We start from the raw sequence: 23446 nt of genomic DNA on the forward strand, positions 1-23446 counted from the left end.
CCGCTCTCCGGAGCCCGTTGCCCCATACGGCGGCACAGGTGACTGCCGACGCCGTACTGCTCTGTCACGACCACGTGGCGTTGCCGCTTCTTTTCGCACCGAGCCTCTTCAGGACGGCTTGTCCGCGCCATGCTTTCCCTCGGTTGAATGTCGATCATCACAATCGTCAGGAGCAAGGGGGCGCGGTGGAGGAGACTCCGTCATCCGACGGCGAGTTCTGGAAGACCCGGTCACCGGAACGCCGGCTGTCCCGATGGGTGAGTTTCTACCTGGCCTTCCGCCGGTTCACGCCGGTGCCCGAGATTCGGACCGTCGCCGCACTGAACTCGGTCGTGGTGATCATCGACCTCGACACGCCGGTTCGCCGTCCGGTCGACGGATCACCGCTGGCGACGATCTCCCCCGTCGTCGGGTTGTCCAACCAGCCGATGACCTACGAGCGAACGGGCGTGGAACGAGGGATCGTCATCGAGTTGACCCCGCTGGGCGCGAGAGCGCTGTTCGGCCTGCCACTGCGGGAAATCAGTGCCACCACCGTGACACTCGACGACCTCTTGGGTACACGTGCCCGAGTTCTCACGGAAGAGCTGCGGGAGGCAAAGGATACGGACCATCGGTTCCGGATTCTCGACTGCCGCTTGGCGACGTGGATCTTGAACGAACCAGAACTGCCCCGCTCGCTCGACCAGGGCTGGCGCAGCCTCACCCTCGCGGAGCAGACGGTCAAGGTCGACGACCTCGCGGAGCAGGCGGGCCTCACCCGGCAACATTTCACCACTCGCTTCCACCGAGAGGTCGGCTTGCCTCCGAAGGCCGTTGCACGGGTCGCCCGATGTCACCGCGCCATCCGGTTTCTCAGCGGCACCAACCCGCCACCGTTACCTTCACTCGCCGCATTGTGCGGATACACCGATCAAGCGCACCTCAACCGCGACTTCCGCCTGCTGATCGGCTGCACCCCGACCGCGTTGCTCCGCGCCGGGAACGCGACAGACCTCTACCTCGGCAGCCTCATCAGCCTGCGGCCCGCGCCGCTCACCGGCACAAAACTGGAATCCGGTCGGCCGCTTTTCTAGAACAGGTGCGCACAAGAAGCCCGAGATTACGTCGAGGCTGTCGCGGCCCGCATGTCAGTACCAGAGCACATTCACGCACTCCTGCCTCGAACGCCGACCGGTCGAAGGGTGTGTTGGCGTCTATCTGGGCCAAATTCCGCACCAGGAACGTGCATCTCTTGGTTCCGTATCCGACGCTGTCGTGGTTGTCGACAGAGGCTCGCGCGATTATCGAAGTGCTCATGTTAGGCACACGATCAAGCAGACGTCACCGGCCTTGACCAGAGCAGGCAAGTGACAGCAGTCGGCTCGCGTTGTCGTCCAGCCTCATCGAATCCACCGGGCGTGACTCCTCGGTCAGCTTCGGAAGTTGTCGATGACGAACTCGACGATCTTCCTGACCGCGCCGCAGGGAACGGCCTGCCACGGAGCGGCCTCCGGCTTCCCACACGTGTTGGCTTTGATGTGTACCAACGTGCTGTCGTCAACACCGAGAGCCGATTTGCGGTCTCAGGTTCACAAACCACCGTCGCCGGCGCACATCCACGCCGGCGACGGGCAGTAAATATCGTGCGCGCTCCCTCCCCCTCGGCGCGCCGGAGCAAACGGAGCCCAGTCACGACTAACGACGAGGCGAAATTGCCGCCGGAGGGCCAACATCCCCGCAGGCTGGCAACGATATCGATATGGTGGGCCGGGTCGGGCTCGAACCGACGGCCAAGGGATTATGAGTCCCCTGCTCTAACCAACTGAGCTACCGGCCCCAACGGTGCCCTGACACCTCCGCGGGAGCCGTCCCCGCCCGAACAGCGGGTTTGCGAACGCACAGAAGTCCCAGTTCGCTCCAAGCTATCACAGCGTTCACCTGCCCCGATCGCCTAGGCCGATCAGCTGGTTTACGGCGCCGGGCAAAGCCGGCTCGTCTAGGTTTCAGGGACCAGCGCCGGGCGGCTCGCCGTCCGGGCCCGTCGGGCAGGGAGGCGCTCGTGGCGAATCCGGTCGCCATCGGGCTCGGTGTCGTGGTCGTCATCGGCATCGTGTTGTCACTGAGGGCGAGCATCCGGGTACTGCGGCGAGCCGGTCTCCGGATCGACGCGATCCTGGCCGACGAGCTGGACGACCGGCCGCCGCGGTAGTCGATTAATGGTCCAATTTGGACGGTCAGCCACCCAAGCCCGAACCGCCTCCCGACGAGGTGGTGGTCGTATCAGGGGGCATCGTCGTCGGCGTCTGCGTAGTGGGCGTGGTCGGCTTCGGCGTCGTCGTCGACGACGGAGGCTTCGTCGGAGTCGGGCTGGTCGTCGGCGCCCCGCCATAGGCCGCATAGCTGAACCAGATCGCCCCGCCCACCTTCGGCGTGGTCTGGTCGAACATCGCCCGCACCTTGAACGTGGTCGCCGTGTACGAACCCTGCACCGTGTTCAGCATGTACGCGTTGAACTGTCCCGGCGTGTTCGCCGAGACGACCACCACCGCCGGGACCGCGCCCAGCGTGTGCTGCACGGTGCACATCCCGGCGCCGTCGGTCACGCACGACGTCTCCGCGGCCTGCACGCTCGGCGCCGGCGACGGGCCGACGGCGCCGGACGTCCCGGCGAACACCGTGCCCCCGGCCGCGGCGACGGCCAGCCCCGCCACGGCGAGCGCGGCCTTCTCCCTGGTCCTCATGTTCGTCCTCCCTCGCTCGGAACCCGAAGGCAAGGGTCGGCGGCCGCCTCGCGATCGTTACGCCACCCCGAGTCGCCGCAGCGCCGGTCGCCACCGGTTCCCGCCGGTCGCCAGCCCCAGCGCCACGAGGCCCGCGCAGTACTTGCTCACCGATTGTTCCCGGATCCGCAGTTTCGCCAGCGCCTCGGTGACGCTGTTGCGCTCGGAACCCGACTTCACCTCCAGCAGCACCAGGTCGTCCCCCGCCGCCAGGCTCCGCGGGCCGGAGCGCCAGATCAGCGACGTATCGCAGGTGATTCGCGTGTCGGCGGTGACGAGGGTGGTCCGCCGGTAGTCGGTGACCAGCGCGGGGAGCAGCGGCCGGGGCGCGGGGCGGCCGTAGGCGGCGGTGAGGGCGTCGTCCAGGAAAGTCAGCGCGGGCGCGGTCAGGCCGTGCGCCGCCTCGGCCGGATGCGGGCGGCGGACCTTGACCGTTTCGTCGCGTCGTCCGCTGACCTTGAGTTCGCAGTAGGTGTCGGCCGAGTCGGTGTAGGTCCGCGTGCGGATCTTGAACCGGCGACGGCGGTCCTGCCGGTGCGCGCGGAAGATCGCCAGATCCGGTGTGTCGAAATAGGTCGACGAGTAACCGAACACCCGTTGCCCGCCGATCTCCAGACAGCGAAGCGACAGTACGTCGGCGACGGCCAGGAAGTCGTTGAGCGGCAGGACGTACTTGCGGTCCGTCCGGCTCATCAGCCCGCTCGTGGCGACGACCTCGGCCAGCGAGAGCGAAGGAAGCCTCTTCGCCACCGCGGCGACGGTGGCCGTCCCGCGCCCGTTCACCGGTGCGCCGCCGGAGCGCCGTGGACGACGGCGGCGGTGTCCGGCCGGAACCGGACGTCGACGACGGTGACCTCGCGAATATAGTCCACTTCGGACACACTGTGCCGCACAACCGTTCCGCCGAGCCGCGCGCGCAGCTCCATCAGCATCGTCTGCTCGTCGGGATACACGGTGTCGAGCACGACCGTCCGCCGCTGCGGACCGCGCGTGCGCGACGGGTGGTCGGCGACGTACATGACGGCCAGCAACAGCACGTTGAAGACGGCGATGATCCGCCAGTCCGCGGACGGCAGCCCGTTCACCAGGCCGAGCACCAGCGCGACGAAGTAGTACGCGACCTCCTGCTGGCTGATCGAATCGGACCGCAGCCGGATGATCGACAGTACCCCGAAAAGGCCGAGCCCGAGCGCGCTCGCGGTCGACACGGAAAGCAGCACGGCGACCGAAACGCAGACTCCGACGTTCAGCGCGAGATAGGCGCACGCGAGGTCACCGCGATGATGGCGACGGGCGTAGATACCGTAGGCGAGGATCACGGCGGCGACGAGGTCGACGGCGAGATGAAGCAGTGTCGTGGTCATGGAAACCACTGTGCCGCCCGAGTAAGAGACCGTCGTGAGATCGCGATGAACCGTCTCATCAGGACTCACCGAGCCGGTAGCCCATCCCCCGCACGGTTTCGATCCGCTCGGCGCCGATCTTCCCGCGCAGGTAACGGATGTAGACGTCCACCACGTTCGAGCCCGGATCGAAGTCGAAACCCCAGACCCCGCCGAGCAGTTGCTCACGGGACAGCACCTGGCCGCGGTTGCGCAGCAACGTCTCCAGCAGCGCGAACTCGCGGGCGGTGAGGTCCTTCTCCTCCCCGGCCACCGAAACCCGCCGTGTGCGCAGGTCGAGGACGAGGTTCCCGGCCCGCAGCACCGCCGGCTCGGCTTCGGGATTTCCCCGTAGCCGCAACCGGATCCGCGCCAGCAGTTCCTCGAAGGCGAACGGTTTCGCCAGATAGTCGTCGGCACCGCCGGACAGCCCGGCGACCCGGTCGACGACGCTGTCGCGCGCGGTCAGGATGATCACCGGCACCGTGCGGCCCGCCGCGCGCAGCGCCCGCAGCAGATCCGAGCCGTCGAGGTCCGGGAGACCGAGATCGAGGACCACGAGGTCGTGCGCGCCGGTCAGCGCCTCGGTCAGCCCTTCGGACCCGGTCTTGACCCAGCGGGTCGCGAAACCCTGCGCCCGCAGGCCTTTCTCGACGAAGGCACCGATCCTGGCGGAATCCTCCACCACGAGCACACTGGTCACCGGTCCGCACCTTCCGCGACGGGGATCTCCATGGTGAACGTCGCTCCTTCCCCGGGCACGGTGTCGAGCAGCACCCGGCCACCGTGCGCTTCGGCGATCGCGGCGACGATCGCCAGGCCGAGACCGGCTCCGTCGTCGCCGCTGGAATTGCTGCCGCGTTTGAACCGTTCGAAGATCCGGCTCCTCGAATCCGGCGGGACACCCTCGCCGGTGTCACGGACCCAGAGCCGCGCCGTCGTCGCCGTCACCTCGGAGCCGAGGGCGATCTCGTCGCCGGGTGCGGTGTGCCGGACGGCGTTGGAGACCAGCTGCAGCAGCGCCTGCGCGAGCCGTTGCCCGTCCGCGCGGACCTTCACCTCGGCCACCGCGTCGAGCCGCCAGACGCGGTCGGCCAGCGGACGGGATTTGGCCAGGGTTTCGACGGTGAGATCGGCGAGGTCGGTCTCACCGGGCGCGAGGAAGCCGGGGTCGCCGGATTTGGCGAGCACCAGCAGATCGTCCACGATCCGTTGCATCCGCCCGAGTTCGTCGAGGACCAGCCGCCGCGTCGCCGCGTTCTCCTCGGGATCTTCGCCCATCAGCTCGATATGGCCACGGACGATCGTGATCGGTGTGCGCAGTTCGTGCCCGGCGTCGTCGATGAAGTCACGCTGCCCGGCGAAGGCGCTTTCGAGCCGGTCCAGCATCGTGTTGAAGGTGCGGCCGAGCGCGGCGACGTCATCCGAGCCCCGGACCTCGATCCGGCGGGAAAGATCCGTCTCGCCGATCTGCTCGGCGGCCAGGCGCACCTCCCGCACCGGCGCGAGGATGCGGCCGGCGACCAGCCAGCCGATCAGCCCGGCCAGCACCAGCGCCGCCCCCGACATCGCGGCCATCACGCCGACGACGTCGTTGATCTCGCCCGCGGCGTGGTCGACGAACTCGACGATCACCAGCGCGCCGCGGCCCGGCGAGCCCTCGATGGTCACCGGGACGACGCCGTAGCGCGCGGACCCGACCGCGGTGGTGACCGTGCCGTACGCCGGGCTCGTGGCCCTGGAGAGTTCGGCGACGAATTTCGGGTCCGTGTCGAGGCGGACCGGCGGCTCGATCGCGCTCCGCCTCGACGCGGCACCGTCGCTGATCGAGAAGAACGTCTCGTACTTCTCGGGCAGATTCCGTTCCAGGTGGCGGCCGAGGACCGCCTCGACGGTGGCGGGCTGCCCGGCCGGGCGCGCGTCCGGCGACGCCAGGAAGGCGCGGAGTTTGCCGGTCTCGTGCGCGATCTCGTTGTCGAGGCGCTGGTCCAGCTGGTTGTGCAGGACGGTCCGGGTGGCCAGCAGCGAACCGGCGAGCGCGAGCAGCACGACCAGCAGGACCCACGCGAGGATCCGGGCGCGGGCGCTCATCGGCCCCGCTCAGTCGTCGAGGTCGAAGTGGTCATCGGCGTCATCAGGGTCATCATCGACGTCGTCGTCGTGCCCGGCCAGCCGGGGCGGGACGACGGCGGGTGGGGCGCCCGCCTCCCCCGGTCCGGAGACGGCCCGGCCCGCGGGGGCGACCACGGCGGGGCCGAGATCGGGCGGCGAGACCGCGGTGGCCGCGATGACGGCGAACGTGCCGGTGGCCGCCACCACGACGGCGGCGACCCCGGCCAGGACGATGATTCGGACTCGCATACCCCCAGGCTGCCCGGACCGGGTGAGCCGCCGATGAGGGCTCGATGAGAACTTTCTCATCGAGCCCTCCCGCTCATTTGAACGCCGCCGCGTTCCGCGCCGCCCATTCGGCGAACGTGCGTCCCGGCCGGCCGAGGACTTTTTCGACGTCGGGGCTGACCCGCAGTTCGTCCTCCGTGGGCGCGCCGAGGATCGAGAGCGTGGCCTCCACGACCACCGGCGGCATGAACTCCGACATCGCGGCGCGGGCCTCGTCCTCGCTCAGTTCGGTGAACCGCACCGGCTCGCCCAGCGCCTCGCCGAGGTCGGCCGCCTGCCGCCGGGGCGAGATCGGTTCGGGTCCGGTGAGCACGTAGGTCCGGCCGTGGTGGCCGGGTTCGCGCAGCACGGCCGCCGCGACGTCGGCGATGTCCGCCGGGTCGATGACGGGCAAGGCGACGTCGCCGAACGGCGCGGCGACCACCCGGTCGGCCCGGATCGACGGCGCCCATTGGAAGGCGTTCGACGCGAAACCACCCGGACGCAGCACCGTCCACTCCGGACTCGACGCCTTGACCGCCTCTTCGAACGCGGGCGCGTGCCGTCCGGACCCGACTCCTTGGGAGGACAGGAGCACGATCCCCGCTCCCCCTGCCGCCGCGACGATTTCCGCGACGTCGCCGCCCGCCGCCATGAATTCCCCCGAGGTCAGCAGGAAAATCCGATCCGCGCCGTCGAAGACCTGCTTCAATCCGTCGGACCTCGTGAGGTCGGCCTGCACGGTCCGCACGCCGTCGGGGACGTCCGCCGCCGAGATCCGGCGAGACACCGCCGTCACCTCTTCTCCCGCCGCGGCAAGGGTTTCCACCAGCAGCCGTCCCACGTTCCCGGTCGCTCCGGTCACCACGATCATGGTCTCTCCTCGAATCACGTTGCGTTGACGCGACCGAAGCTACCTTCCTGGAGATAGTAGGTACCTAGAGGAAAGTATTGGGTTCGTGAGCGCGATCACAACTTCGAGGACGGCAGCGGCCGCTTAGGGTCGGGGCCATGTCCGAAACCGCTCTCGGCCCGCTTCGCGTCCTCGACTTCTCGCGGGTGCTCGCCGGCCCGTTCGCCACCATGCTGCTGGCCGACCTCGGCGCGACGGTGATCAAGGTCGAGCGGCCGGGCACCGGCGACGACACCCGCAGCTGGGGCCCGCCCTACGACGCGGCCGGTCAGGCGACGTACTTCCAGTCGGTGAACCGGAACAAGACGAGTGTGGCGCTGGACCTCGGGAATCCGGACGACCTCGCGCACGCCCGCGCGCTCGCGCTGGAGGCCGACGTCGTGGTCGAGAACTTCAGGCCGGGCGTGATGGAGCGCCTCGGCCTCGGCCCGGAGGTGCTGCTGGCGGCGAACCCCGGTCTCGTCCTCTGCTCCGTCACGGGTTTCGGCTCGGGCGGCGGCGCCACGCTGCCCGGTTACGACCTGCTCATCCAGGCCGTCGGCGGGCTGATGAGCATCACCGGCGACCCCGCGGGTGAACCGCAGAAAGTCGGCGTCGCGCTCGTCGACGTCCTGGCCGGGCTGTTCGCGAGCGTCGGCATCCTCGCCGCCCTGCGCCACCGCGACCGCACCGGACAGGGACAGCGCGTCGAGATCGACCTGCTGTCCAGCCTGCTCGCCGCCCTGGTCAACCAGGGCAGCGCCTACACCTCGGGCGGGACGGTCCCGGCGCGGATGGGCAACCGGCATCCCAGCATCGCCCCGTACGAACTCGTCCCCTGCGCCGATCACGAACTCGCGCTCGCCGTCGGCAACGACCGGCAGTTCGCGGCGCTGTGCGAGGTCATCGGCCTGCCGGAACTCGCGGAAGACAGCCGGTTCGCCACCAATCCGGCACGGGTCGCGCACCGGACCGGCCTTCGCGCGCTGCTCGAAGACCATTTCGGCAAGCGTCCCGCGGCCGAGTGGGCGGCGGAGCTGAGCGCGGCGGGCGTTCCCGCCGGGGAGGTCAACGACGTCGCGGGCGCGTTCGCGCTGGCCGAACGGCTCGGCCTGAACCCGACGGTCGATCTCCCGCGGCCCGACGGCACCTCCGTGCGGCTGACCCGCAACCCGATCGGGCTGTCGGCGACACCCCCGCGCTACGAGACCGCGCCGCCGGACGCCCCTGGGCAACTCACCCTTCCGCTCCCCGGCTGGAGCTGACGAGGAGCGGTCAGCGGACTGTCAGCGCTTCGTCAACGCCGGCCGCGAAGCTCCTGCCATGACGAACAAGACAGTCCTCATCTCCGGCGCCAGCATCGCCGGTCCCGCACTCGCCTTCTGGCTCTCCCGCCAGGGCTACGCGGTCACCGTCGTCGAACGATCGCGGGAACTCCGCAGCGGTGGCCAGGCGGTCGACTTCAAGGGCGCCACCCACCGCGCCGTGCTCGAGCGGATGGGCATCCTCGACGAGATCGAGCGGCAGCAGACCGGCGGACTCGACCAGACCATCGTCGACGCCGAGGGGCGGCCGCTCGCCGTCCTGCCCGGTGAGTTCACCGGCGGCGACGTCGAGATCCGGCGCGGCGATCTGGCCCGGATCCTGTACGACCGGACTTCGGCGGACTGCGAGTACGTCTTCGGCGACTCGATCACTTCGCTGACCGAGACCCCCGACGGCGTCGACGTCACCTTCGAGCGCGAAGCCCCGAGGCGGTTCGACCTCGTCTTCGGTGCCGACGGCATTCACTCGACCGTGCGACGGCTGGCGTTCGGCCCGGAAGCCGACTACGTGCAGCACCTCGGCCACTACTACGCCCTGGTCGAGACCGACGAAACCGACGGTGGCCCGGCCGTGATGTACAACGAGCCCGGCCGCATGGCCGCCACCGGCGGGCCCAAGGCGACCGCGTTCTTCGTGTTCGCCTCCCCCGAGATCAGCTACGACCGCTACGACACCGGCCGGCAGAAGGAGATCCTGGCCGCCGCGTTCGAGGGCGGTGGCTGGCGGCTGCCCGAGCTGATGGAGATGGTGAAACGCTCGGACGACGTCTACCTGGACTCGATCGCCCGGGTGACGATGGACGGTTACTCCACCGGCCGCGTGGCGCTGCTCGGCGACGCGGCGTACGGCAACACGCTGGGCGGCTTCGGCACCGGGCTCGCCGTGGTGGCCGCGTACGTCATCGCGGGTGAACTCGCCGCGGCGGACGGTGACCACGAACTCGCCTTCCGCCGGTACGACGAGAAGTTCCGTGGTTACGCCAAGATCGCCCGCAACGCCAACGCCGGGCCGTTCCTCGCACCGCCGACCCCGCTGCGGATCAAACTGCGCGACCAGATGTTCAAGCGCCGGTTCCTGCTGCGCGGGATGCTGTGGGTGACCGACAGGTTCGCCACCGACATCACCCTCGACGAGTACCCCGCACTCGCCCGGCAGGGCTGACCACCCGGCTTCGGCGTGCGCGATCCGCCGTGCCGTGGTCGGCTGGATCGGGTTTCCCGCGTGACGTTTCCGGGGAAGCGGTGTCTTGAAGGGTGACCACCTGTCCGGGTGGGGTGAAGGGAGCTTCGGCATGACGGCGCTGCACAGGTGCGCTCGATGACGACTTCAGCGAGAACAGAGCCGCTCGCGGCCGGCGAAACGGTGCTGGACGACGCGACGCTGGTGGCGCGCGCCCGCGACGGCGAGATCCGCGCGTACGAGCAGCTCGTCCTGCGCTTCCAGGGGCCGATGTACCGGCTGGCGCTGCGGATGCTGGGGAACAAGGGCGACGCCGAAGACGTCGTCCAGGAGGTGTTCCTCATCGCCTGGCGGCGGCTCGACCAGCTGCAGGAGGACGCGGCGTTCGTCGGCTGGCTCTACCGGATGACGACCAACCGGTGCCTGAACGTGATCCGCGCCAGGAAGCCGGTGGCCGACGTCGAGCTGGACCAGCAGGAGTCCACCGGTTCGGCGGGCCGTCCGGACCGCGCGGCCGAGACGAGCGCGCAGATGACGGCGCTCACCGGGGCGCTGGATCAGCTGACCGCCGAGCAACGGGCCTGCTGGCTGTTGCGGGAGGTCCACGGTCGCTCCTACGAGGAGATCGCGAAGGCGATCGGGGCGACCACCACCGCGGTGCGCGGACGCATCGCGCGAGCACGAGCACAGTTGGCGGAGGTGATGGCGCCATGGCGATGAACCACGCGACCCGCGACTACCTGCTGCCGTGCGGCCGTGATGTGGAACAGGTCTGGGAACGGCTCGACGAGGTCGACGCGGGCCGGGCGGACGCGCACGAACTCGACTGCCCGCACTGCCGGGCGACTCGCGAAAGCCTCTTGGTGCTGCGCGGGCTGACCAGGGAACTGGCCGACGACGACGCCGAGCCGTCGCCGGATCTCACCGGCCGCATCATGTCCGCGATCCGCGCCGAGGTGCGGCGTCGCGATCTGGTGCCGCTGGCGAGCCCGGAGCCGGGCGAGGTCCAGGTGAGCGATCAGGCGGTCGCGGCCGTGCTGCGGTTCGCCGCGGACTCCGTCGACGGCGTCCGCGCGCGGCGCTGCCGGGTCCTGCCCGCACCGGACATCGCCGACCCACTGGCCGTGAACGTGGAGCTGAACCTGGCGATCGCACATGATTTCGACGGTGACTCGCTGGACGTCGTCCGCGAGCGGGTCACCGCGGCGGCGGGTGCCAGGGTCGGCCTCCGCCTGGCCCGGCTCGATCTGGTGGTGGAGGACCTCTATGACGCGTGAGCAAGCACCGGCCCGGCAACTGGTCGAGACGGTGATCGCCCCACCGGTGATCGCGGCGGTCGCCGCGCACGCCGCGGCCCGGGTCCCCGGCGTGGTACGCCTGGAACCCGGGCTGCGCGGGCTGGCCGGTTCGCTGACCAGGATCGCGCGGCAGCGGATCAAGGGCCTCGAACCGGCGCCCACGGAAGGGGTCCGCGCGTTCGTCGAGCACGACCCGCCGGACGTACGGGTGGAGATCGATCTTTCGCTCTCCGGCCTGGACCAGGCCGCCGCGACCGCGCAGGCGGTGCAGCGGGCCGTGGGCAAGGCGGTCACCGAGGCGACCGGGCTCACCCCGTCCGCCGTCTCGGTGTCCATTTTGGACATCGAAATCCGTGGAGGACTGTTGTGACCGCACGTTCCGAACTGACCGCTTCGTTGCTCAGCGCCCTCCGCGAGATACCGGGGCTGCGCGCGGCCACGCCGTCGACCACGGCCGCCGCGTCGGCGGTGCCGTGGGATCTCGACGTGATGGCCGTCGACATCTCCGAGAACGTCGTCGAGATCCGCGTGGTCGCGCTGGAGGTGCCGATCCCGCCGCTCACGGAGGTCGCCGGGGCCGCGTTGCGCGCTGTGCTGGCCGGAACCCCTTGGGAGAACGCGAGTCTGCGGCTCGTGGTGACCGATGTGGACGCCGCCGCGCTCGTTCCCTGAAACGCGGATCGCGGTGGCCGCGCCGTGAGGCGTGGCCACCGCGATCGCGGGGTGGGGACCTAGTTCTTGTTGGTGCCCGGGGTCAGGACCTTGTCGATGACGAAGACGGTGGCGTTCTTGGTGGGGATGTTGCCGCACAGGATCTTCGCGCCGTTGACGGTCATGTTCTCGCCGGAGCCCTCGATCTTGACCGGGCCGCCCGCGGTGTTCAGGCTCTCCACGGACTTGGCGGACTCCAGGCCCTTGGCGTCGTAACGCTTGCCGACGACGTGGTACTGCAGGATCGGCGCCAGCTGGTCCGGCTTGCCCGCGAGTTCATTGAACTTGGCCTCGCCCAAGGCTTCGAAGGCCGGGTCCGCCGGAGCGAACACGGTGATGGCCTGCTGGCTGTTGAGCGTGTCCACCAGGTTGGTGGCCTTCACCGCGGCGACCAGCTTGGTCAGCAGCGGGTTGGTCGAGGCGGCACTGGCGACCGGCTGCGGGCCCATCGAGTCCAGCGAACCCGGCGCACTGCCCTGCGGCAGCTGCGAACAGGCCGGGCCGAACACGTCGGCGTTGGTGGTGACGCCGTCACCGGAAGCGGCGCTGGACATCGGGGCCGACATCGACGAGGACGGGGCGGGCGCGGGGGCGCTGCTGGAGCTGCCGGACGAAGCGCTGTCGTTGCTGCTGCAGGCGGCCAGGGCCAGCGCGGTGACCGCGGTGAAACCGATTCCTGCGACGCGAAGCTTGCTCACGGAAAATCACTCCATTTGTTTTTCGGACTCTTACCGGGTATTCGGAACCACGGTGAAATCGGATTGCCACCCATTCGAGTGACGCCGATCACCGTGCGGTGAAACTGATGACATGCCAGCCGGTCGCCCCGTCGGGGACGGTTCCGGCGCGCGCGTCGGTCTGGGTGTAACCCGATTTGTCGACAGCCCGGACGGTGATCTGATGGCTGCCCGCCGGAACGTCGAATTCGGTCCACCACATCCGCCAGGTGTTCAGCCCCACCTCACGGGAAAGCGTTGCGGGCAACCAGCTTCCGTTCGCGCCGAGCCGGACTTCGACCCGCTCGATCCCGGTGTGCTGCGCCCAGGCGACACCCGAGACCCGGACCTTGCCGGCGGGTACCGTTTCGAATCCTTTCGGACTGTCGATCCTGGATTGCGTTTTGATCGGGGCCTGTTCACCCCAGCCGCGATCGAGCCAGTACGCGCGGCGCGCTTTCCACGTGGTGATCTCCAGGTCCTTGACCCATTTCGTCGCCGAAACGTAGCCATAGAGACCGGGGATGACCATGCGTGCGGGAAAACCGTGTTCCACCGGCAGCGGTTCCCCGTTCATCCCGATCGCGAGCATCGCGCCCCGCTCCGGATCGAGCGCGGCGACGACCGGGCTGCCCGCGGTCCAGCCGTCGACACTGGTGGAGAAGATCTGCTCGGCACCGGGCTGGATCCCGGCCTCCCGCAGCAGGTCCCCGAGGTCCACGCCGATGAAGTTCGCCGTGGACACGTACGTCCCGCCGACCTCGTTGGACACGCAGGTCATGGTGATCGTGCGTTCGATCAGCGGCCGGTCGCGGATGTCGTCGTAGCTGAACCGTTTCTCCTCGCGCACCATGCCGTGCAGCCGGAGGCTCCAGTCCTCGGCCCGGACCTGCGGCACCGACAGCGCCGTGTCGACGCGGTAGAAGTCGCGGTTCGAGGTGAGGAACGTCGGCGTGCCGAGTTTCGCGAAGTCCGCGTCGGCCGGAATGGGCGGCGCCGGCTCGGCGGGAACGAGCCGTCCGACGGCCGCCCGCGAAGACTCCGCGTCTCGCGTGCCTGCGAGGAGCTGACCTCCGGCCCCCGCCGCCCCTGCGGCCACGACGGCACCCGCTCCGGCCAGCAGCACCGACCTGCGTGACGCGCCCGCGACCTCGGCATGGGGAGTGGCCGAGGCCAGGCGATGCAGCCAGAGGAAGACGCCCACCCCGGCGATCAGGCTGGCCAGCGGCGCGAGCAGCGCGACCGGCGAGAGGTCGGGCCGCAGCGCCACGGCGAGCCCGCCCAGCAGGCCGAAGGCGGCGATCAGCACGATGCCCGGAACGGGTGACCGGCGCGAGGCGATCCCGGCCACGGCGGCGGCGAGCACCATCACCACCGCCATCCCGCCGAGCAGCACGAGCTTGTCGTAGACGCCGAACGTGCGGACCGCGAAATCCTTCAGCCCGACCGGCGTCAGATCGATCGCCCCGTTGCCGACCGCGAGGTACGGCGAGGCGTTGGCGCTGATGAACCCGGCCACCAGATGGCCGGCCGCCAAGGCCGCGGCGAGGGCCACGACCCCGATCAGCGCCGCCCCGAAGAAGGGAAGGCGTGGTTGCCGAGCGGCCCGCGAAGTCTCCATGCCGGGTATTCGAGGCGGCCGGGCCCGCGGACAGGCGACCACCCACCCGAGTTGCGCCGCTCACCCCGGCTTGCATGGTCATACACACCTATGCATATACTTCCATCATGTCCAAGGTACTCACCTCTCTGCCTGTCGGCGAACGCGTCGGGATCGCCTTCTCCGGCGGCCTCGACACCTCGGTAGCGGTCGCGTGGATGCGCGAGAAGGGTGCAGTGCCGTGCACCTACACCGCTGACATCGGCCAATACGACGAACCCGACATCGCGTCGGTCCCGGGCCGGGCGAAGGCCTACGGCGCCGAGATCGCGCGCGCCGTCGACTGCAAGGCCGCGCTGGTCGAGGAAGGTCTCGCGGCGCTGTCCTGCGGCGCCTTCCACATCCGCAACGGCGGCCGCACCTACTTCAACACGACCCCGCTCGGCCGCGCGGTCACCGGCACCCTGCTGGTGCGCGCGATGCTCGAGGACGACGTCCAGATCTGGGGCGACGGGTCCACCTTCAAGGGCAACGACATCGAGCGGTTCTACCGCTACGGCCTGCTCGCGAACCCGTCCCTGCGGATCTACAAGCCGTGGCTGGACGCCGCGTTCGTCAGCGAACTCGGCGGCCGCAAGGAGATGTCCGAGTGGCTGCAGGCCCACGGCCTGCCGTACCGGGACAGCACCGAGAAGGCCTACTCCACCGACGCGAACATCTGGGGCGCGACGCACGAGGCCAAGTCGCTGGAGCACCTCGACACCGGCATCGAGATCGTGAACCCGATCATGGGCGTCCGGTTCTGGGACCCCGAGGTCGAGATCGCGGCCGAGGACGTCACGATCGGCTTCGAGCAGGGCCGCCCGGTGACGATCAACGGCAAGGAGTTCGCCACCGCGGTCGACCTGGTCCTGGAAGCCAACGCCATCGGCGGGCGGCACGGGCTCGGCATGTCCGACCAGATCGAGAACCGGATCATCGAGGCCAAGAGCCGCGGTATCTACGAGGCGCCGGGCATGGCGCTGCTGCACGCGGCGTACGAGCGGCTCGTCAACGCGATCCACAACGAGGACACCCTCGCCAGCTACCACAACGAGGGCCGCCGCCTCGGCAGGCTGATGTACGAAGGCCGCTGGCTGGACCCGCAGGCGATGATGCTGCGCGAGTCGCTGCAGCGGTGGGTCGGCGCGGCCGTCACCGGCGAGGTCACCCTGCGGCTGCGGCGCGGCGAGGACTACTCGATCCTCGACACCACCGGCCCGTTCTTCAGCTACCACCCGGACAAGCTGTCCATGGAGCGCACCGAGGACTCGGCGTTCGGCCCGGTGGACCGGATCGGCCAGCTCACCATGCGGAACCTCGACATCGCGGACTCGCGCGCCAAACTCGAGCAGTACGCCGGGCTCGGCATGGTCGGCGGCGGGCACCCGACGCTGATCGGCGCCGCGCAGGCCGCGTCGACCGGCCTGATCGGGGCGATGGACGCGGGTGGCGCGCAGGCGATCGCCTCGCGCGGCAAGGCCTCGGGCGAGGACGAACTGCTCGACCACGCCGCGATCGAATCCGGTACGGACTGACCCGAACAGACGGGACGCGAAAGCGCCGGGCGCGCGGCATCGAAGCCGTTCGCCCGGCGCTGTTTCTTTATTTGCCGCCCAGCTGGGACCGCCGCTGCCCCAGCTCGTCCACGAGCCGGGTGATCTCGACCTGCCCGATCGCTTCGGCCAGCACGGAAACCGAGGCGATGCTCTCGATCTGGTACTGGACCGGAACGCCGCCCGACGCCCGCGACCGCACTTCCGCGTCCGCCTTCTTCTCCGCCTCGACAGCCGAGAAGACGCCGCCGGCCCCGCCGTTGACGCAGCTGATCGAACCGGAGCCGTTCATCGGCAGCGTCGCCGTGTTCCGGCAACTGCCCGCCGAGCGGCCGCCGATGGTGACGTTCGCGGTCATCGTGGCGTTGACCTGGCCGGTGACCTTCCCGCCGCTCGCCGAGGCGGAACTCGAGACGTTCGCGGTCACCGTGCAGCCCGAGGCACTGCACGCGACCGTCGCCGCGCCGTCCATGTCGAACCGCACACCGGTATTGACGGCGCCGGTCAGCTTCTTGGTGTTCGACGTCAGTTCTTCGTAGACGGCGTCGGTCTCCTGCGGTGACAAGGCGTCCACATCGGAGTCACCGAGACCGGCACCCGACGGCGGCTGCGGCCGCGAACCCGCGCCGGGCAGGGAAGGCATGCCGCCGGGCATCTTCACGGAGTACCGGAGAAGCCGGTGCGGCGCTTCCTTCGACACGTACAGGTCACCGGCGGGCGTGCTCGCCTTGAGCGCCGGGACGTCCCGGATACTCGGGCCCTCGGTGATCTCGTCCGCCCGCTCCAGCGCCTCGCGCAACCGGGTCGCGAGTTTCTCCGGGGACTCGAACTGCTGCAGGACCGGGCCGAACAGCTCGTCCTCACCGGTGATCCACCGGTCCTTCAGCTCCTCGGCCGAGTCCGTGGACGCCCCGGGCAGCATCCCGTCGGGCGCCTTGAAGAACACCTTGCCGCCGACGACGAGGATCTCGATCTTCTTGCCCTGGAAGGACATCGTGCCGGACGTCTCGCCGTACGCCGTGGTCTTGACGTCCGTCTCGATCATCCCGCCGACCGCGGAGGTGCTGTTCCGGACGGCGGGCGCCGAGGAAAGCCCGGCCAGTGCCTGCTCGAAGGGTTCACGGCCGGCGTTCGAGGGCCACAGCAGCCAGGTCGTCAGACCCGCGAGGAGCACCACCACCAGCCCGGCGATCCCGGCGAACAGCGGCCACCGGGGTTTCCGGGCGGGCGGCGCCGGTACCGGTTGCGGGACCCAGCCCTGCGGCGGCGGCCACTGCGCGCCTCCGGGTGGGAATGATTGCTCCACGTCGCCCTCCATCGCTGAATTCATCGAACGAACCCAAGCTATGGAGGAAGGATGAAAACTTGATGAAACGCGATCAGGTCCCCTGCCGCGCCGGGCGGACGCGGCAGGGGAAGCCGGTTCAGCCCTTGCGCGCGAACGAGATCCGGTGCAGCCCGCCCGGCGTCTCGTCGGCCAGGTACAGCTCGCCGTTCTGATCGGTGCCGAACGTGGTGGCGTCGAGTGGGAACTGGCCGATCTTGGCGCTTTCATAAGTGCCGTCGGCCTTCTTGCGGACGGCCCAGGCCGTTCCCTGGCAGAAGTCGGTGGCGAGATAGGTCCCGCCCGCCAGCGAGGCGTACTTCCGGCCGCGGTAGACGTGCCCGCCGATCACCGCGCAGCCCTCCGCGCCGGAGATGTAGTGGAAGACCGGCTCGGTGTAGGTCACGCCCTCCTTGCACCGCGTCTCGTCGAAGACGACCGGCCCCTCCTTGCAGGACCAGCCGAAGTTCGCGCCGCCCTTGCCCTTGGCGAGGTGGTCGACCTCCTCGAACCGGCCCTGGCCGACGTCGCCGATCCACAGCGAGCCGTCGGCCGGGTCGAAGGAGAACCGCCAGGGATTGCGCAGTCCGTACGACCAGATCTCCGCCCGCGCGCCCGCGACGCCGACGAACGGGTTGCCCGGCGGCACGCAGTACTTCAGCGGACGGCACGCGCGGTTGACGTCGACGCGCAGGATCTTGCCCAGCAGCGTGTCCAGCCGCTGCCCGCTGGCCAGCGGATCGCCGCCTCCGCCGCCGTCGCCGATCCCCCAGTACAGGTAGCCGTCCGGGCCGAACGCCAGCTCGCCGCCGTTGTGGTTGGGGAACTCGGCGTGCGGCTGGGTGATCAGCTCGGTGAGCTCACCGGTGTCGAACCGGACGCGGGACAACGTCACCGCGCTGTCGGACTTGCGGGTGTACGCGACGTACGCGCGCCGGTCCTTGGCGATCGCGAGCCCGAGCAGCCCACGTTCCACGTCCGCGCCGTTCACCTTGTCGCTGATGTCGAGGACCGGTTTGGCGGCGAGTCCCGTCCTGGGGTGGTAAGCCCGGACGACCCCTCGTTTCTCCACGATGAGGATCCGGCCGCTCCCGTCGTCGAGCGCCGTGATCGCGGTCGGGTTCACCAGCCCGGACGCGACCTTGGTCGCCGTGGCGGTCAGCTCGCCGAGCGGAACACCCCGCGCTTCCTGGGTCTCCGCGCTGCTCGCGGCCGGGAGCAGCGCCCCGGCCAAGGCGAGCCCGGCCACCAGGGACAACCCCCGGCGGAGGTGCCGTCGCGTCATGAAGGACTCCAATCGCCAGTGAATGGTCTGGTCCAATTCAACAGCGGTCGGCGGAGCGGCGGTACCTCCATCCGCGAGGTTTTCGTTGGTTTCTTTCCCTCGGATCCCGTCATCTACTCGCCCAAGATCATTCTCTTGGCGTTCACCCTTCTTTCGGGGCAATCCGGACATCGGCCATACCCCTGAGTAGCCACATGTATGACCTCTGTATGCTCCGCTCTCGCTCGATGGGATTGTTCATCCCCCGTTCGGGCGAGCCGTTGCGGTCGGGGCCTGTGGTCGCACGCGGCGCTGGCATTCGTGGTCCGTATCCGGATGGGAGACACATGCACGGCAGGTCAGTTCTGGTTCGCGGCGGGATCGCGGTGGCCACCGCGGCCGTCGCGCTGACGATGGCCGCTCCGGCCGCCCTCGCCGACGACGGCGCGGCGCGCGGCCGGGTCGACGGTGACGCCGGCACCGGCGGTTTCAAGGTGAACTTCGAAGGCGGGAAGCACGCCGACACGGTGCTGTTCACGCTGAAGCTGTCGGACGGCAGCAAGCTCAAGATGTACTGCGTGCAGGTCGAGGTCGGCATGCGCACCGATCAGGACATGATCGAGCGCCCGTGGAACAAGTACCCGGACACCGCCTCGCCGTTCAACAAGAACAACGAGAAGATCAACTGGGTGCTGCACCACGGCTACCCGGCGGCCTCGGCGAAGGCTCTCGAAGCCACGCTGGGCAAGAGCGACGTCAAGCTCAACGGCGGCCTTTCCGTCAAGGAGGCCATCACCGCGACCCAGGCCGCGGTCTGGCACTTCAGTGACGGCAAGGACCTGAAGCGCGCGGAGCCGATTTCGGGCGCGGCCGCGGAAGACTCCGCCGACGTGCTGGCCGTCTACGACTACCTCGTCGGCAAGGACAACGTCGGCATCGGCCAGCAGCCGAAGCCCACCCTCGACATCGGCCCGGCCAAGGCCTCGGGCGCGACCGGTTCCCGGATCGGTCCGTTCAGCATCGCCACCAGCGGTGACATCACCGAGCTGACGAGCAAGCTGCCCGAGGGCGTCAAGGTCACCGACGCCGACGGCAAGGAGATCAAGGCCGCCGACGTCAAGGACGGCACCAAGGTCTACGTCGACGTCCCCAAGGACGCCAAGGACGGCAACGGCTCGTTCGCGCTGAAGGTCAGCGGCCACCTCGACACCGGCCGCCTGTTCGTCAGCGAGAACTACGCGAAGGTGCCCGCCCAGTCCCTGATCGTGGCGGAGTCCGAGAAGACCTCGGTCGTCGCGAACGCGACCGCGACCTGGAAGCAGGGCGGCGCCCCCGCCACCGACACCCCGGCGCCCACCACCCCCGGTGGCGCCGAGTCGGGTGGCGGCAACGAGCTGGCCAACACCGGCGCCTCCGCGACCATGCCGCTGGTCATCGGCGGCGCGCTCCTCGGCGCGGGTGTGCTGATGGTGCTGCTGGTGCGCCGTCGCCGTAGCGAGGCGTAAGAAGCGAACGACGAAGCGGGGCCGGTCCATTGTGGACCGGCCCCGCTTTCGCGTTCACCGGTCGTAGTGCGTGCCCGGCGTGTGCCCGAAAGCGCGGCGGAAGACGTCGATGAACGCGCTCGTCGACGACCAGCCGCAGGCATGCGCCACCGCGGTCACCGGAGTGTCCTCGGCCAGGAGGACCAAAGCGCGGTAGAGCCGCAACTGCGTGCGCCACTGCGGGAACGTCATGCCGAGATCGGCCTTGAAGAGCCGGGCCAGCGTTCGGTCACTGGCCCCGACCAGAGCGCCGAGGGCGGCCAGTGTCCGGTTGTCGGCGGGATCGGCGCTGAGGATTTCGCACAGTGCGCGCAGCCGCGGGTCGTCCGGCGTCGGCAGGTGCAAGGGTTGCTGCGGCGAGGCGCGCAGCTGATCGAGCAGGACCGCGCGCAGCCGGCGGCGTTCCGGGGTGTCGTCGCGCGGCGGATCCGTGTACGCGCGGATGAGTTCGCGCAGGAGCGGGCCGACGGCCAGCACGCTCGGTTCGTTCAGCCGCAACGGGTTCACCGTGGCGGGCAGGCCGACCAGCCGGAGTTCGAGGTCGCCGTGCGCCTGGTGGGCGTGCACGGTCCCGGCGGGCACCCAGATCGCCCTGGTGGCCGGCGCGACCCAGGAACCCTTGTCGGTCGTGATGGCCAGGACGCCACGGGCCGCGTAGACGACTTGATGCTCGTCGTGGCGATGCGCGTCGACGATCGTGCCGGAGGCCAGGGAGCGGACCTGGGTCGGCGCCGCGGGCAGGTGGCGGATTTCCGTCATCGTTTGTCATTTTATCGGAAGCGCGCCACCGGTGCCCGCGACGAGCATGACGGGATGCCGAAGATCAAAGCGATCGCCCTGCTCTCGGCCGGGCACGCGTGTGTGGATGTGTATCAGGGTTCGGTCGCCGCGCTGGTGCCGTTCTTCGCGGCCGAACGCGCCTACGGATACGCGGCGGTGTCGGGAATCGTGCTCGCCGCGTCGCTGCTTTCGTCGGTGGCGCAGCCGTTGTTCGGCGCGCTGACCGATCGCTGGGCGATGCCGTGGCTGCTGCCGTCGGCCACCCTCCTCGGCGGCCTCGGGATCGGGCTCGGCGGGCTGGTCGACTCGTACGCGCTGACGCTCGCTTTCGTCGCCCTGTCGGGAATCGGCGTGGCCGCCTACCACCCCGAAGCCGCACGGGTCGCGAGGATCGCGAGCGGCGGAGGGCATACGGCCATGGGCTGGTTCTCCCTCGGCGGGAACGTCGGGTTCGCCGCCGCACCCGTCCTCGTCGCCGCGGTCATGGCGCTGGGCGGGCTCCGGATGTCGCCGCTGCTCGTCGTTCCCGCGCTGGTGGGATCCGTGCTCTGCCTTCCCGTGCTGCGCGCCCTCACGCGGAAGGCCGGCGCCGGCGGCTCGCGATCGGACGCCGTCGGCGTCGACGACTGGAGGTCGTTCGCGAAACTGTCGGCGGCGGTCGTCTTCCGCTCGATCGTGTTCGTCGGGCTGAGCACGTTCGTCTCCCTCTACGCCCAGCAGCGGACCGGCGGCGGCACGACGACGGGCAGCGCCGCCCTGTTCCTGCTCTATGTCGGCGGCGCCGTGGGCACTCTGCTGGGAAGCAGGCTGGCCGGACGCCGGGGCCGGGTCACCGTGATCCGCTGGTCGTATCTGGCCACCGTCGGCACGGTCGCGGGAGTCGTGTTCGTGCCGGGCCCGGCCTTCTTCGCCTTCGTCCTGCTGACCGCGGTGAGCCTGTACGTCCCGTTCTCACTCCAGATCACCCTCTCCCAGGATTACCTCCCCACGCGGGTCGGCACCGCCAGCGGCGTCACGCTTGGCCTGACGGTCAGCATCGGCGGTCTCGCGAGTCCCGTCATCGGAACGGTCGCCGACCACACCTCTCTGCGAACGGCCTTGATTCCGTTGATCGCACTGCCGCTTTTGTGCTGGATCACAACCCGCACCCTGTCCGAGCCGTGCTCCGTCCAAACGGGAACGGAAGAAAAGTCAATGTCGCGACAGTAAATGGTGTACGGCCCTGTACATCATCGGTTACCGGCTGGTAGGTTCCGGGAATCCAAACGTGATCCACTTCATGATTCAAAGGGGAGTCATGACCCGAAAGCCCGCTCGTCTGCTGGCCGTCGCGATCGCCCTCATCGTCGGTTTCGCCGCCGCGCCCGCCGCCTCCGCCGCCCCCGCCACCGACCCGTTCTACAGCTACGACGGCAGCGAACCGTTGTCTTCGTACAGCCCCGGGACCGTTTTGAAGACCCGGACGCTCAATTACCACGTCCTCGGCATTTCCACGCCGCTCAAGGTGACCCAGTTGCTCTACCGGTCCACCGACGCGCAGGGGAAGCCGTCCGCCAACGTCACCTCGGTGCTGCGCAGCCTCACCGGCGACAGCACCAAAGCCGTTTCGTACCAATCGTTCTACGATTCGCTGAATCCCGAGCACGGCCCGTCGAGGGCGATCGCCGGCGACGTCTCGCTCGGCGGCCTGATCGCCAACGCGGAGTCGCTGTTCATCGCCCCCGCGCTGCTACTGGGCTACAACGTCGTCATCCCCGACACCGAAGGCCAGAAGGCGAACTTCGCCGCCGGGCCGGAATACGGGAAGAACACGCTCGATTCCATCCGCGCCGCGACGAGGTCGCCGGGGACGGGAATGAACGACAAGACCCGGTTCGGGCTCATCGGCTATTCGGGTGGCGCCATCGCGACCGGCTGGGCGGCCGCGCTCGCGCCGGATTACGCGCCCGAGGTCAACAAGAACCTCGTCGGTTTCACCGAAGGCGGAGTGCTCGTCAAACCGTCGCACAATCTCAAATACGTCAACGGCAGTGTCGCGTGGACCGGGGTCATCCCGATGGCGCTCATCGGCGTCTCGCGGTCTTTCGACATCGACCTCAAGCCGTACGCGAATTCGTACGGGCTCCAGGTGCTCAAGGACATGGAGAAGGCGTCGATCGTCGACGCGCTCGGCCGCTATCCCGGGCTGACGTGGGAGAAATTCGTCAAACCCGAGTACACGAACCCGAACAAGGTGCTGCCGTACGTCGAGGCCGTGAACAAGATCAACCTCGGTTCCGCGCCGACGCCGACCGTGCCCGGCTACATCGCGCAGGGCAACAACGGTGTCGTGGAAGGCACTTTCGGCAACCCGCCGGGGATCGGGACCGGTGACGGCGTGATGGTCGCCGGTGACGTGCGCTCGCTCGCCCGGCAGTACTGCGACACCGGCAACAAGTCGATCAAGTACGACCAGTACGACCTGCTGAGCCACGTCGGGGCGGCCGCCGCCTGGGCGCCGCAGGCCATCGGCTGGCTCAACGACCGGTTCGCGGGCAAGACCGCGCCGTCCAGCTGCGGGAAGATCGCGCCCGGCAACTCCCTCGCCCCGGAGGTGCCGGTCAGCTGACCGCTCGGTCCGTGAAGGCCTCCTTCCCTACTCTCAAGGTAGGGAAGGAGGCCTTCACGGATTTCGGGGACCGGTACGGTGCCGCA

The 23446-nt window shown here is 69.3% G+C and carries 24 protein-coding genes and 1 tRNA gene; 12 read left to right on the plus strand and 13 right to left on the minus strand.

Translation table 11 applies throughout. From position 1 onward, the window contains the following. Window positions 1-38 precede the first annotated feature (38 nt). Window positions 39-1076, plus strand: coding sequence for an AraC family transcriptional regulator (locus tag DMC64_RS36525; protein WP_233629939.1), 1038 nt, complete (start codon window positions 39-41; stop codon window positions 1074-1076). Between the two features lie 666 nt (window positions 1077-1742). Here the strand turns inward: DMC64_RS36525 and DMC64_RS36535 are convergent. Next, window positions 1743-1819 (minus strand) — tRNA-Ile (locus tag DMC64_RS36535). 222 nt (window positions 1820-2041) lie between these two features. Here DMC64_RS36535 and DMC64_RS43065 point away from each other — a divergent pair. Beyond that, complete coding sequence (locus DMC64_RS43065) at window positions 2042-2191, plus strand: hypothetical protein (RefSeq protein ID WP_162836900.1); 150 nt, start codon at window positions 2042-2044, stop codon at window positions 2189-2191. A 25-nt stretch (window positions 2192-2216) separates the two neighbouring features. Here the strand turns inward: DMC64_RS43065 and DMC64_RS36540 are convergent, their stop codons facing one another. From DMC64_RS36540 to DMC64_RS36570, 7 genes are all read right to left on the minus strand, one after another. Next, window positions 2217-2723: a hypothetical protein gene (locus DMC64_RS36540; protein ID WP_125737230.1), complete on the minus strand. Its 507-nt coding sequence runs from the start codon at window positions 2721-2723 to the stop codon at window positions 2217-2219. Window positions 2724-2780: 57 nt separating this feature from the next. Next, a complete protein-coding gene (locus DMC64_RS36545) occupies window positions 2781-3512 on the minus strand; it encodes a polyphosphate polymerase domain-containing protein (protein ID WP_233629940.1) in 732 nt (243 codons plus the stop codon). A gap of 29 nt (window positions 3513-3541) precedes the next feature. Further along, window positions 3542-4126 carry a DUF4956 domain-containing protein gene (locus DMC64_RS36550; protein WP_125737232.1) on the minus strand — a complete coding sequence of 195 codons (585 nt, stop codon included), beginning with the start codon at window positions 4124-4126 and terminating at the stop codon, window positions 3542-3544. Window positions 4127-4184: 58 nt separating this feature from the next. Further along, window positions 4185-4847 (minus strand): response regulator transcription factor, encoded by a 663-nt coding sequence (locus DMC64_RS36555; protein ID WP_125737233.1) that lies wholly within the window; start codon window positions 4845-4847, stop codon window positions 4185-4187. Further along, the gene (locus DMC64_RS36560) at window positions 4844-6235 is read right to left on the minus strand and encodes a cell wall metabolism sensor histidine kinase WalK (RefSeq protein WP_037342962.1); all 1392 of its coding nucleotides are present in this window, start codon (window positions 6233-6235) and stop codon (window positions 4844-4846) included. Before DMC64_RS36560 ends, DMC64_RS36555 begins: the two co-directional genes overlap by 4 nt. A gap of 9 nt (window positions 6236-6244) precedes the next feature. Next, window positions 6245-6505, minus strand: a complete 261-nt coding sequence (locus tag DMC64_RS36565; RefSeq protein WP_125737234.1) for a hypothetical protein — start codon at window positions 6503-6505, stop codon at window positions 6245-6247. Between the two features lie 73 nt (window positions 6506-6578). Next, window positions 6579-7397 (minus strand): NAD(P)H-binding protein, encoded by an 819-nt coding sequence (locus DMC64_RS36570; RefSeq protein WP_125737235.1) that lies wholly within the window; start codon window positions 7395-7397, stop codon window positions 6579-6581. A 137-nt stretch (window positions 7398-7534) separates the two neighbouring features. Here DMC64_RS36570 and DMC64_RS36575 point away from each other — a divergent pair, with 137 nt between their 5' ends. The 6 genes from DMC64_RS36575 (at window position 7535) to DMC64_RS36600 (ending at window position 11890) form a co-directional block, all read left to right on the plus strand. Continuing rightward, window positions 7535-8680, plus strand: a complete 1146-nt coding sequence (locus DMC64_RS36575; protein ID WP_125737236.1) for a CaiB/BaiF CoA-transferase family protein — start codon at window positions 7535-7537, stop codon at window positions 8678-8680. 58 nt (window positions 8681-8738) lie between these two features. Next, window positions 8739-9902, plus strand: a complete 1164-nt coding sequence (locus DMC64_RS36580) for an FAD-dependent monooxygenase (RefSeq protein ID WP_125737237.1) — start codon at window positions 8739-8741, stop codon at window positions 9900-9902. A gap of 156 nt (window positions 9903-10058) precedes the next feature. Then, a complete protein-coding gene (locus tag DMC64_RS36585) occupies window positions 10059-10640 on the plus strand; it encodes an RNA polymerase sigma factor (protein ID WP_037342956.1) in 582 nt (193 codons plus the stop codon). Continuing rightward, a complete protein-coding gene (locus tag DMC64_RS36590; protein ID WP_125737238.1) occupies window positions 10631-11197 on the plus strand; it encodes an Asp23/Gls24 family envelope stress response protein in 567 nt (188 codons plus the stop codon). Before DMC64_RS36585 ends, DMC64_RS36590 begins: the two co-directional genes overlap by 10 nt. Next, a complete protein-coding gene (locus DMC64_RS36595; RefSeq protein ID WP_016332541.1) occupies window positions 11187-11588 on the plus strand; it encodes an Asp23/Gls24 family envelope stress response protein in 402 nt (133 codons plus the stop codon). The genes DMC64_RS36590 and DMC64_RS36595 overlap by 11 nt, the downstream gene beginning before the upstream one ends. Further along, window positions 11585-11890 carry a hypothetical protein gene (locus DMC64_RS36600; RefSeq protein ID WP_125737239.1) on the plus strand — a complete coding sequence of 102 codons (306 nt, stop codon included), beginning with the start codon at window positions 11585-11587 and terminating at the stop codon, window positions 11888-11890. The genes DMC64_RS36595 and DMC64_RS36600 overlap by 4 nt, the downstream gene beginning before the upstream one ends. A 59-nt stretch (window positions 11891-11949) precedes the next feature. Here the strand turns inward: DMC64_RS36600 and DMC64_RS36605 are convergent, their stop codons facing one another. Beyond that, on the minus strand, window positions 11950-12627 hold the full coding sequence (locus DMC64_RS36605) for a fasciclin domain-containing protein (protein WP_125737240.1): 678 nt from the start codon (window positions 12625-12627) through the stop codon (window positions 11950-11952). Between the two features lie 88 nt (window positions 12628-12715). After that, a complete protein-coding gene (locus DMC64_RS36610; protein WP_199755212.1) occupies window positions 12716-14266 on the minus strand; it encodes a molybdopterin-dependent oxidoreductase in 1551 nt (516 codons plus the stop codon). Between the two features lie 107 nt (window positions 14267-14373). Here DMC64_RS36610 and argG point away from each other — a divergent pair, with 107 nt between their 5' ends. Next, window positions 14374-15822, plus strand: a complete 1449-nt coding sequence (gene argG / locus DMC64_RS36615) for an argininosuccinate synthase (RefSeq protein ID WP_037342945.1) — start codon at window positions 14374-14376, stop codon at window positions 15820-15822. Window positions 15823-15889: 67 nt separating this feature from the next. Here the strand turns inward: argG and DMC64_RS36620 are convergent, their stop codons facing one another. Beyond that, entirely contained in the window at window positions 15890-17146 is a 1257-nt protein-coding gene (locus DMC64_RS36620; protein WP_233629941.1) for an SON protein, read from the minus strand. Window positions 17147-17264: 118 nt separating this feature from the next. Then, entirely contained in the window at window positions 17265-18449 is a 1185-nt protein-coding gene (locus DMC64_RS36625; RefSeq protein WP_125737241.1) for a sorbosone dehydrogenase family protein, read from the minus strand. Window positions 18450-18775: 326 nt separating this feature from the next. On the opposite strand from DMC64_RS36625, the gene DMC64_RS36630 reads away from it, so the two are divergent. Next, the gene (locus DMC64_RS36630) at window positions 18776-19933 is read left to right on the plus strand and encodes a thioester domain-containing protein (protein ID WP_125737242.1); all 1158 of its coding nucleotides are present in this window, start codon (window positions 18776-18778) and stop codon (window positions 19931-19933) included. A 54-nt stretch (window positions 19934-19987) separates the two neighbouring features. Here the strand turns inward: DMC64_RS36630 and DMC64_RS36635 are convergent, their stop codons facing one another. Further along, window positions 19988-20731: a helix-turn-helix transcriptional regulator gene (locus tag DMC64_RS36635; protein ID WP_125737243.1), complete on the minus strand. Its 744-nt coding sequence runs from the start codon at window positions 20729-20731 to the stop codon at window positions 19988-19990. Between the two features lie 54 nt (window positions 20732-20785). Here DMC64_RS36635 and DMC64_RS36640 point away from each other — a divergent pair, with 54 nt between their 5' ends. Next, complete coding sequence (locus DMC64_RS36640; RefSeq protein ID WP_125737244.1) at window positions 20786-21961, plus strand: MFS transporter; 1176 nt, start codon at window positions 20786-20788, stop codon at window positions 21959-21961. Window positions 21962-22049: 88 nt separating this feature from the next. Beyond that, window positions 22050-23360 (plus strand): lipase family protein, encoded by a 1311-nt coding sequence (locus DMC64_RS36645; protein WP_037342933.1) that lies wholly within the window; start codon window positions 22050-22052, stop codon window positions 23358-23360. Window positions 23361-23446: the final 86 nt, after the last annotated feature.

Origin of the sequence: Amycolatopsis sp. WAC 04197, assembly GCF_003947475.1 — a bacterium.
GTDB lineage: Bacteria > Actinomycetota > Actinomycetes > Mycobacteriales > Pseudonocardiaceae > Amycolatopsis > Amycolatopsis japonica.

What these genes read in the sequence shown, in the direction of transcription:
- DMC64_RS36540 (WP_125737230.1), bottom strand. Translation starts at nt 2,723, where the DNA reads ATGAGGACCAGGGAGAAGGCCGCGCTCGCCGTGGCGGGGCTGGCCGTC.
- DMC64_RS36550 (WP_125737232.1), bottom strand. Translation starts at nt 4,126, where the DNA reads ATGACCACGACACTGCTTCATCTCGCCGTCGACCTCGTCGCCGCCGTG.
- DMC64_RS36560 (WP_037342962.1), bottom strand. Translation starts at nt 6,235, where the DNA reads ATGAGCGCCCGCGCCCGGATCCTCGCGTGGGTCCTGCTGGTCGTGCTG.
- DMC64_RS36565 (WP_125737234.1), bottom strand. Translation starts at nt 6,505, where the DNA reads ATGCGAGTCCGAATCATCGTCCTGGCCGGGGTCGCCGCCGTCGTGGTG.
- DMC64_RS36570 (WP_125737235.1), bottom strand. Translation starts at nt 7,397, where the DNA reads ATGATCGTGGTGACCGGAGCGACCGGGAACGTGGGACGGCTGCTGGTG.
- DMC64_RS36575 (WP_125737236.1), top strand. Translation starts at nt 7,535, where the DNA reads ATGTCCGAAACCGCTCTCGGCCCGCTTCGCGTCCTCGACTTCTCGCGG.
- DMC64_RS36580 (WP_125737237.1), top strand. Translation starts at nt 8,739, where the DNA reads ATGACGAACAAGACAGTCCTCATCTCCGGCGCCAGCATCGCCGGTCCC.
- DMC64_RS36585 (WP_037342956.1), top strand. Translation starts at nt 10,059, where the DNA reads ATGACGACTTCAGCGAGAACAGAGCCGCTCGCGGCCGGCGAAACGGTG.
- DMC64_RS36590 (WP_125737238.1), top strand. Translation starts at nt 10,631, where the DNA reads ATGGCGATGAACCACGCGACCCGCGACTACCTGCTGCCGTGCGGCCGT.
- DMC64_RS36595 (WP_016332541.1), top strand. Translation starts at nt 11,187, where the DNA reads ATGACGCGTGAGCAAGCACCGGCCCGGCAACTGGTCGAGACGGTGATC.
- DMC64_RS36610 (WP_199755212.1), bottom strand. Translation starts at nt 14,266, where the DNA reads ATGGAGACTTCGCGGGCCGCTCGGCAACCACGCCTTCCCTTCTTCGGG.
- argG (WP_037342945.1), top strand. Translation starts at nt 14,374, where the DNA reads ATGTCCAAGGTACTCACCTCTCTGCCTGTCGGCGAACGCGTCGGGATC.
- DMC64_RS36625 (WP_125737241.1), bottom strand. Translation starts at nt 18,449, where the DNA reads ATGACGCGACGGCACCTCCGCCGGGGGTTGTCCCTGGTGGCCGGGCTC.
- DMC64_RS36630 (WP_125737242.1), top strand. Translation starts at nt 18,776, where the DNA reads ATGCACGGCAGGTCAGTTCTGGTTCGCGGCGGGATCGCGGTGGCCACC.
- DMC64_RS36635 (WP_125737243.1), bottom strand. Translation starts at nt 20,731, where the DNA reads ATGACGGAAATCCGCCACCTGCCCGCGGCGCCGACCCAGGTCCGCTCC.
- DMC64_RS36640 (WP_125737244.1), top strand. Translation starts at nt 20,786, where the DNA reads ATGCCGAAGATCAAAGCGATCGCCCTGCTCTCGGCCGGGCACGCGTGT.
- DMC64_RS36645 (WP_037342933.1), top strand. Translation starts at nt 22,050, where the DNA reads ATGACCCGAAAGCCCGCTCGTCTGCTGGCCGTCGCGATCGCCCTCATC.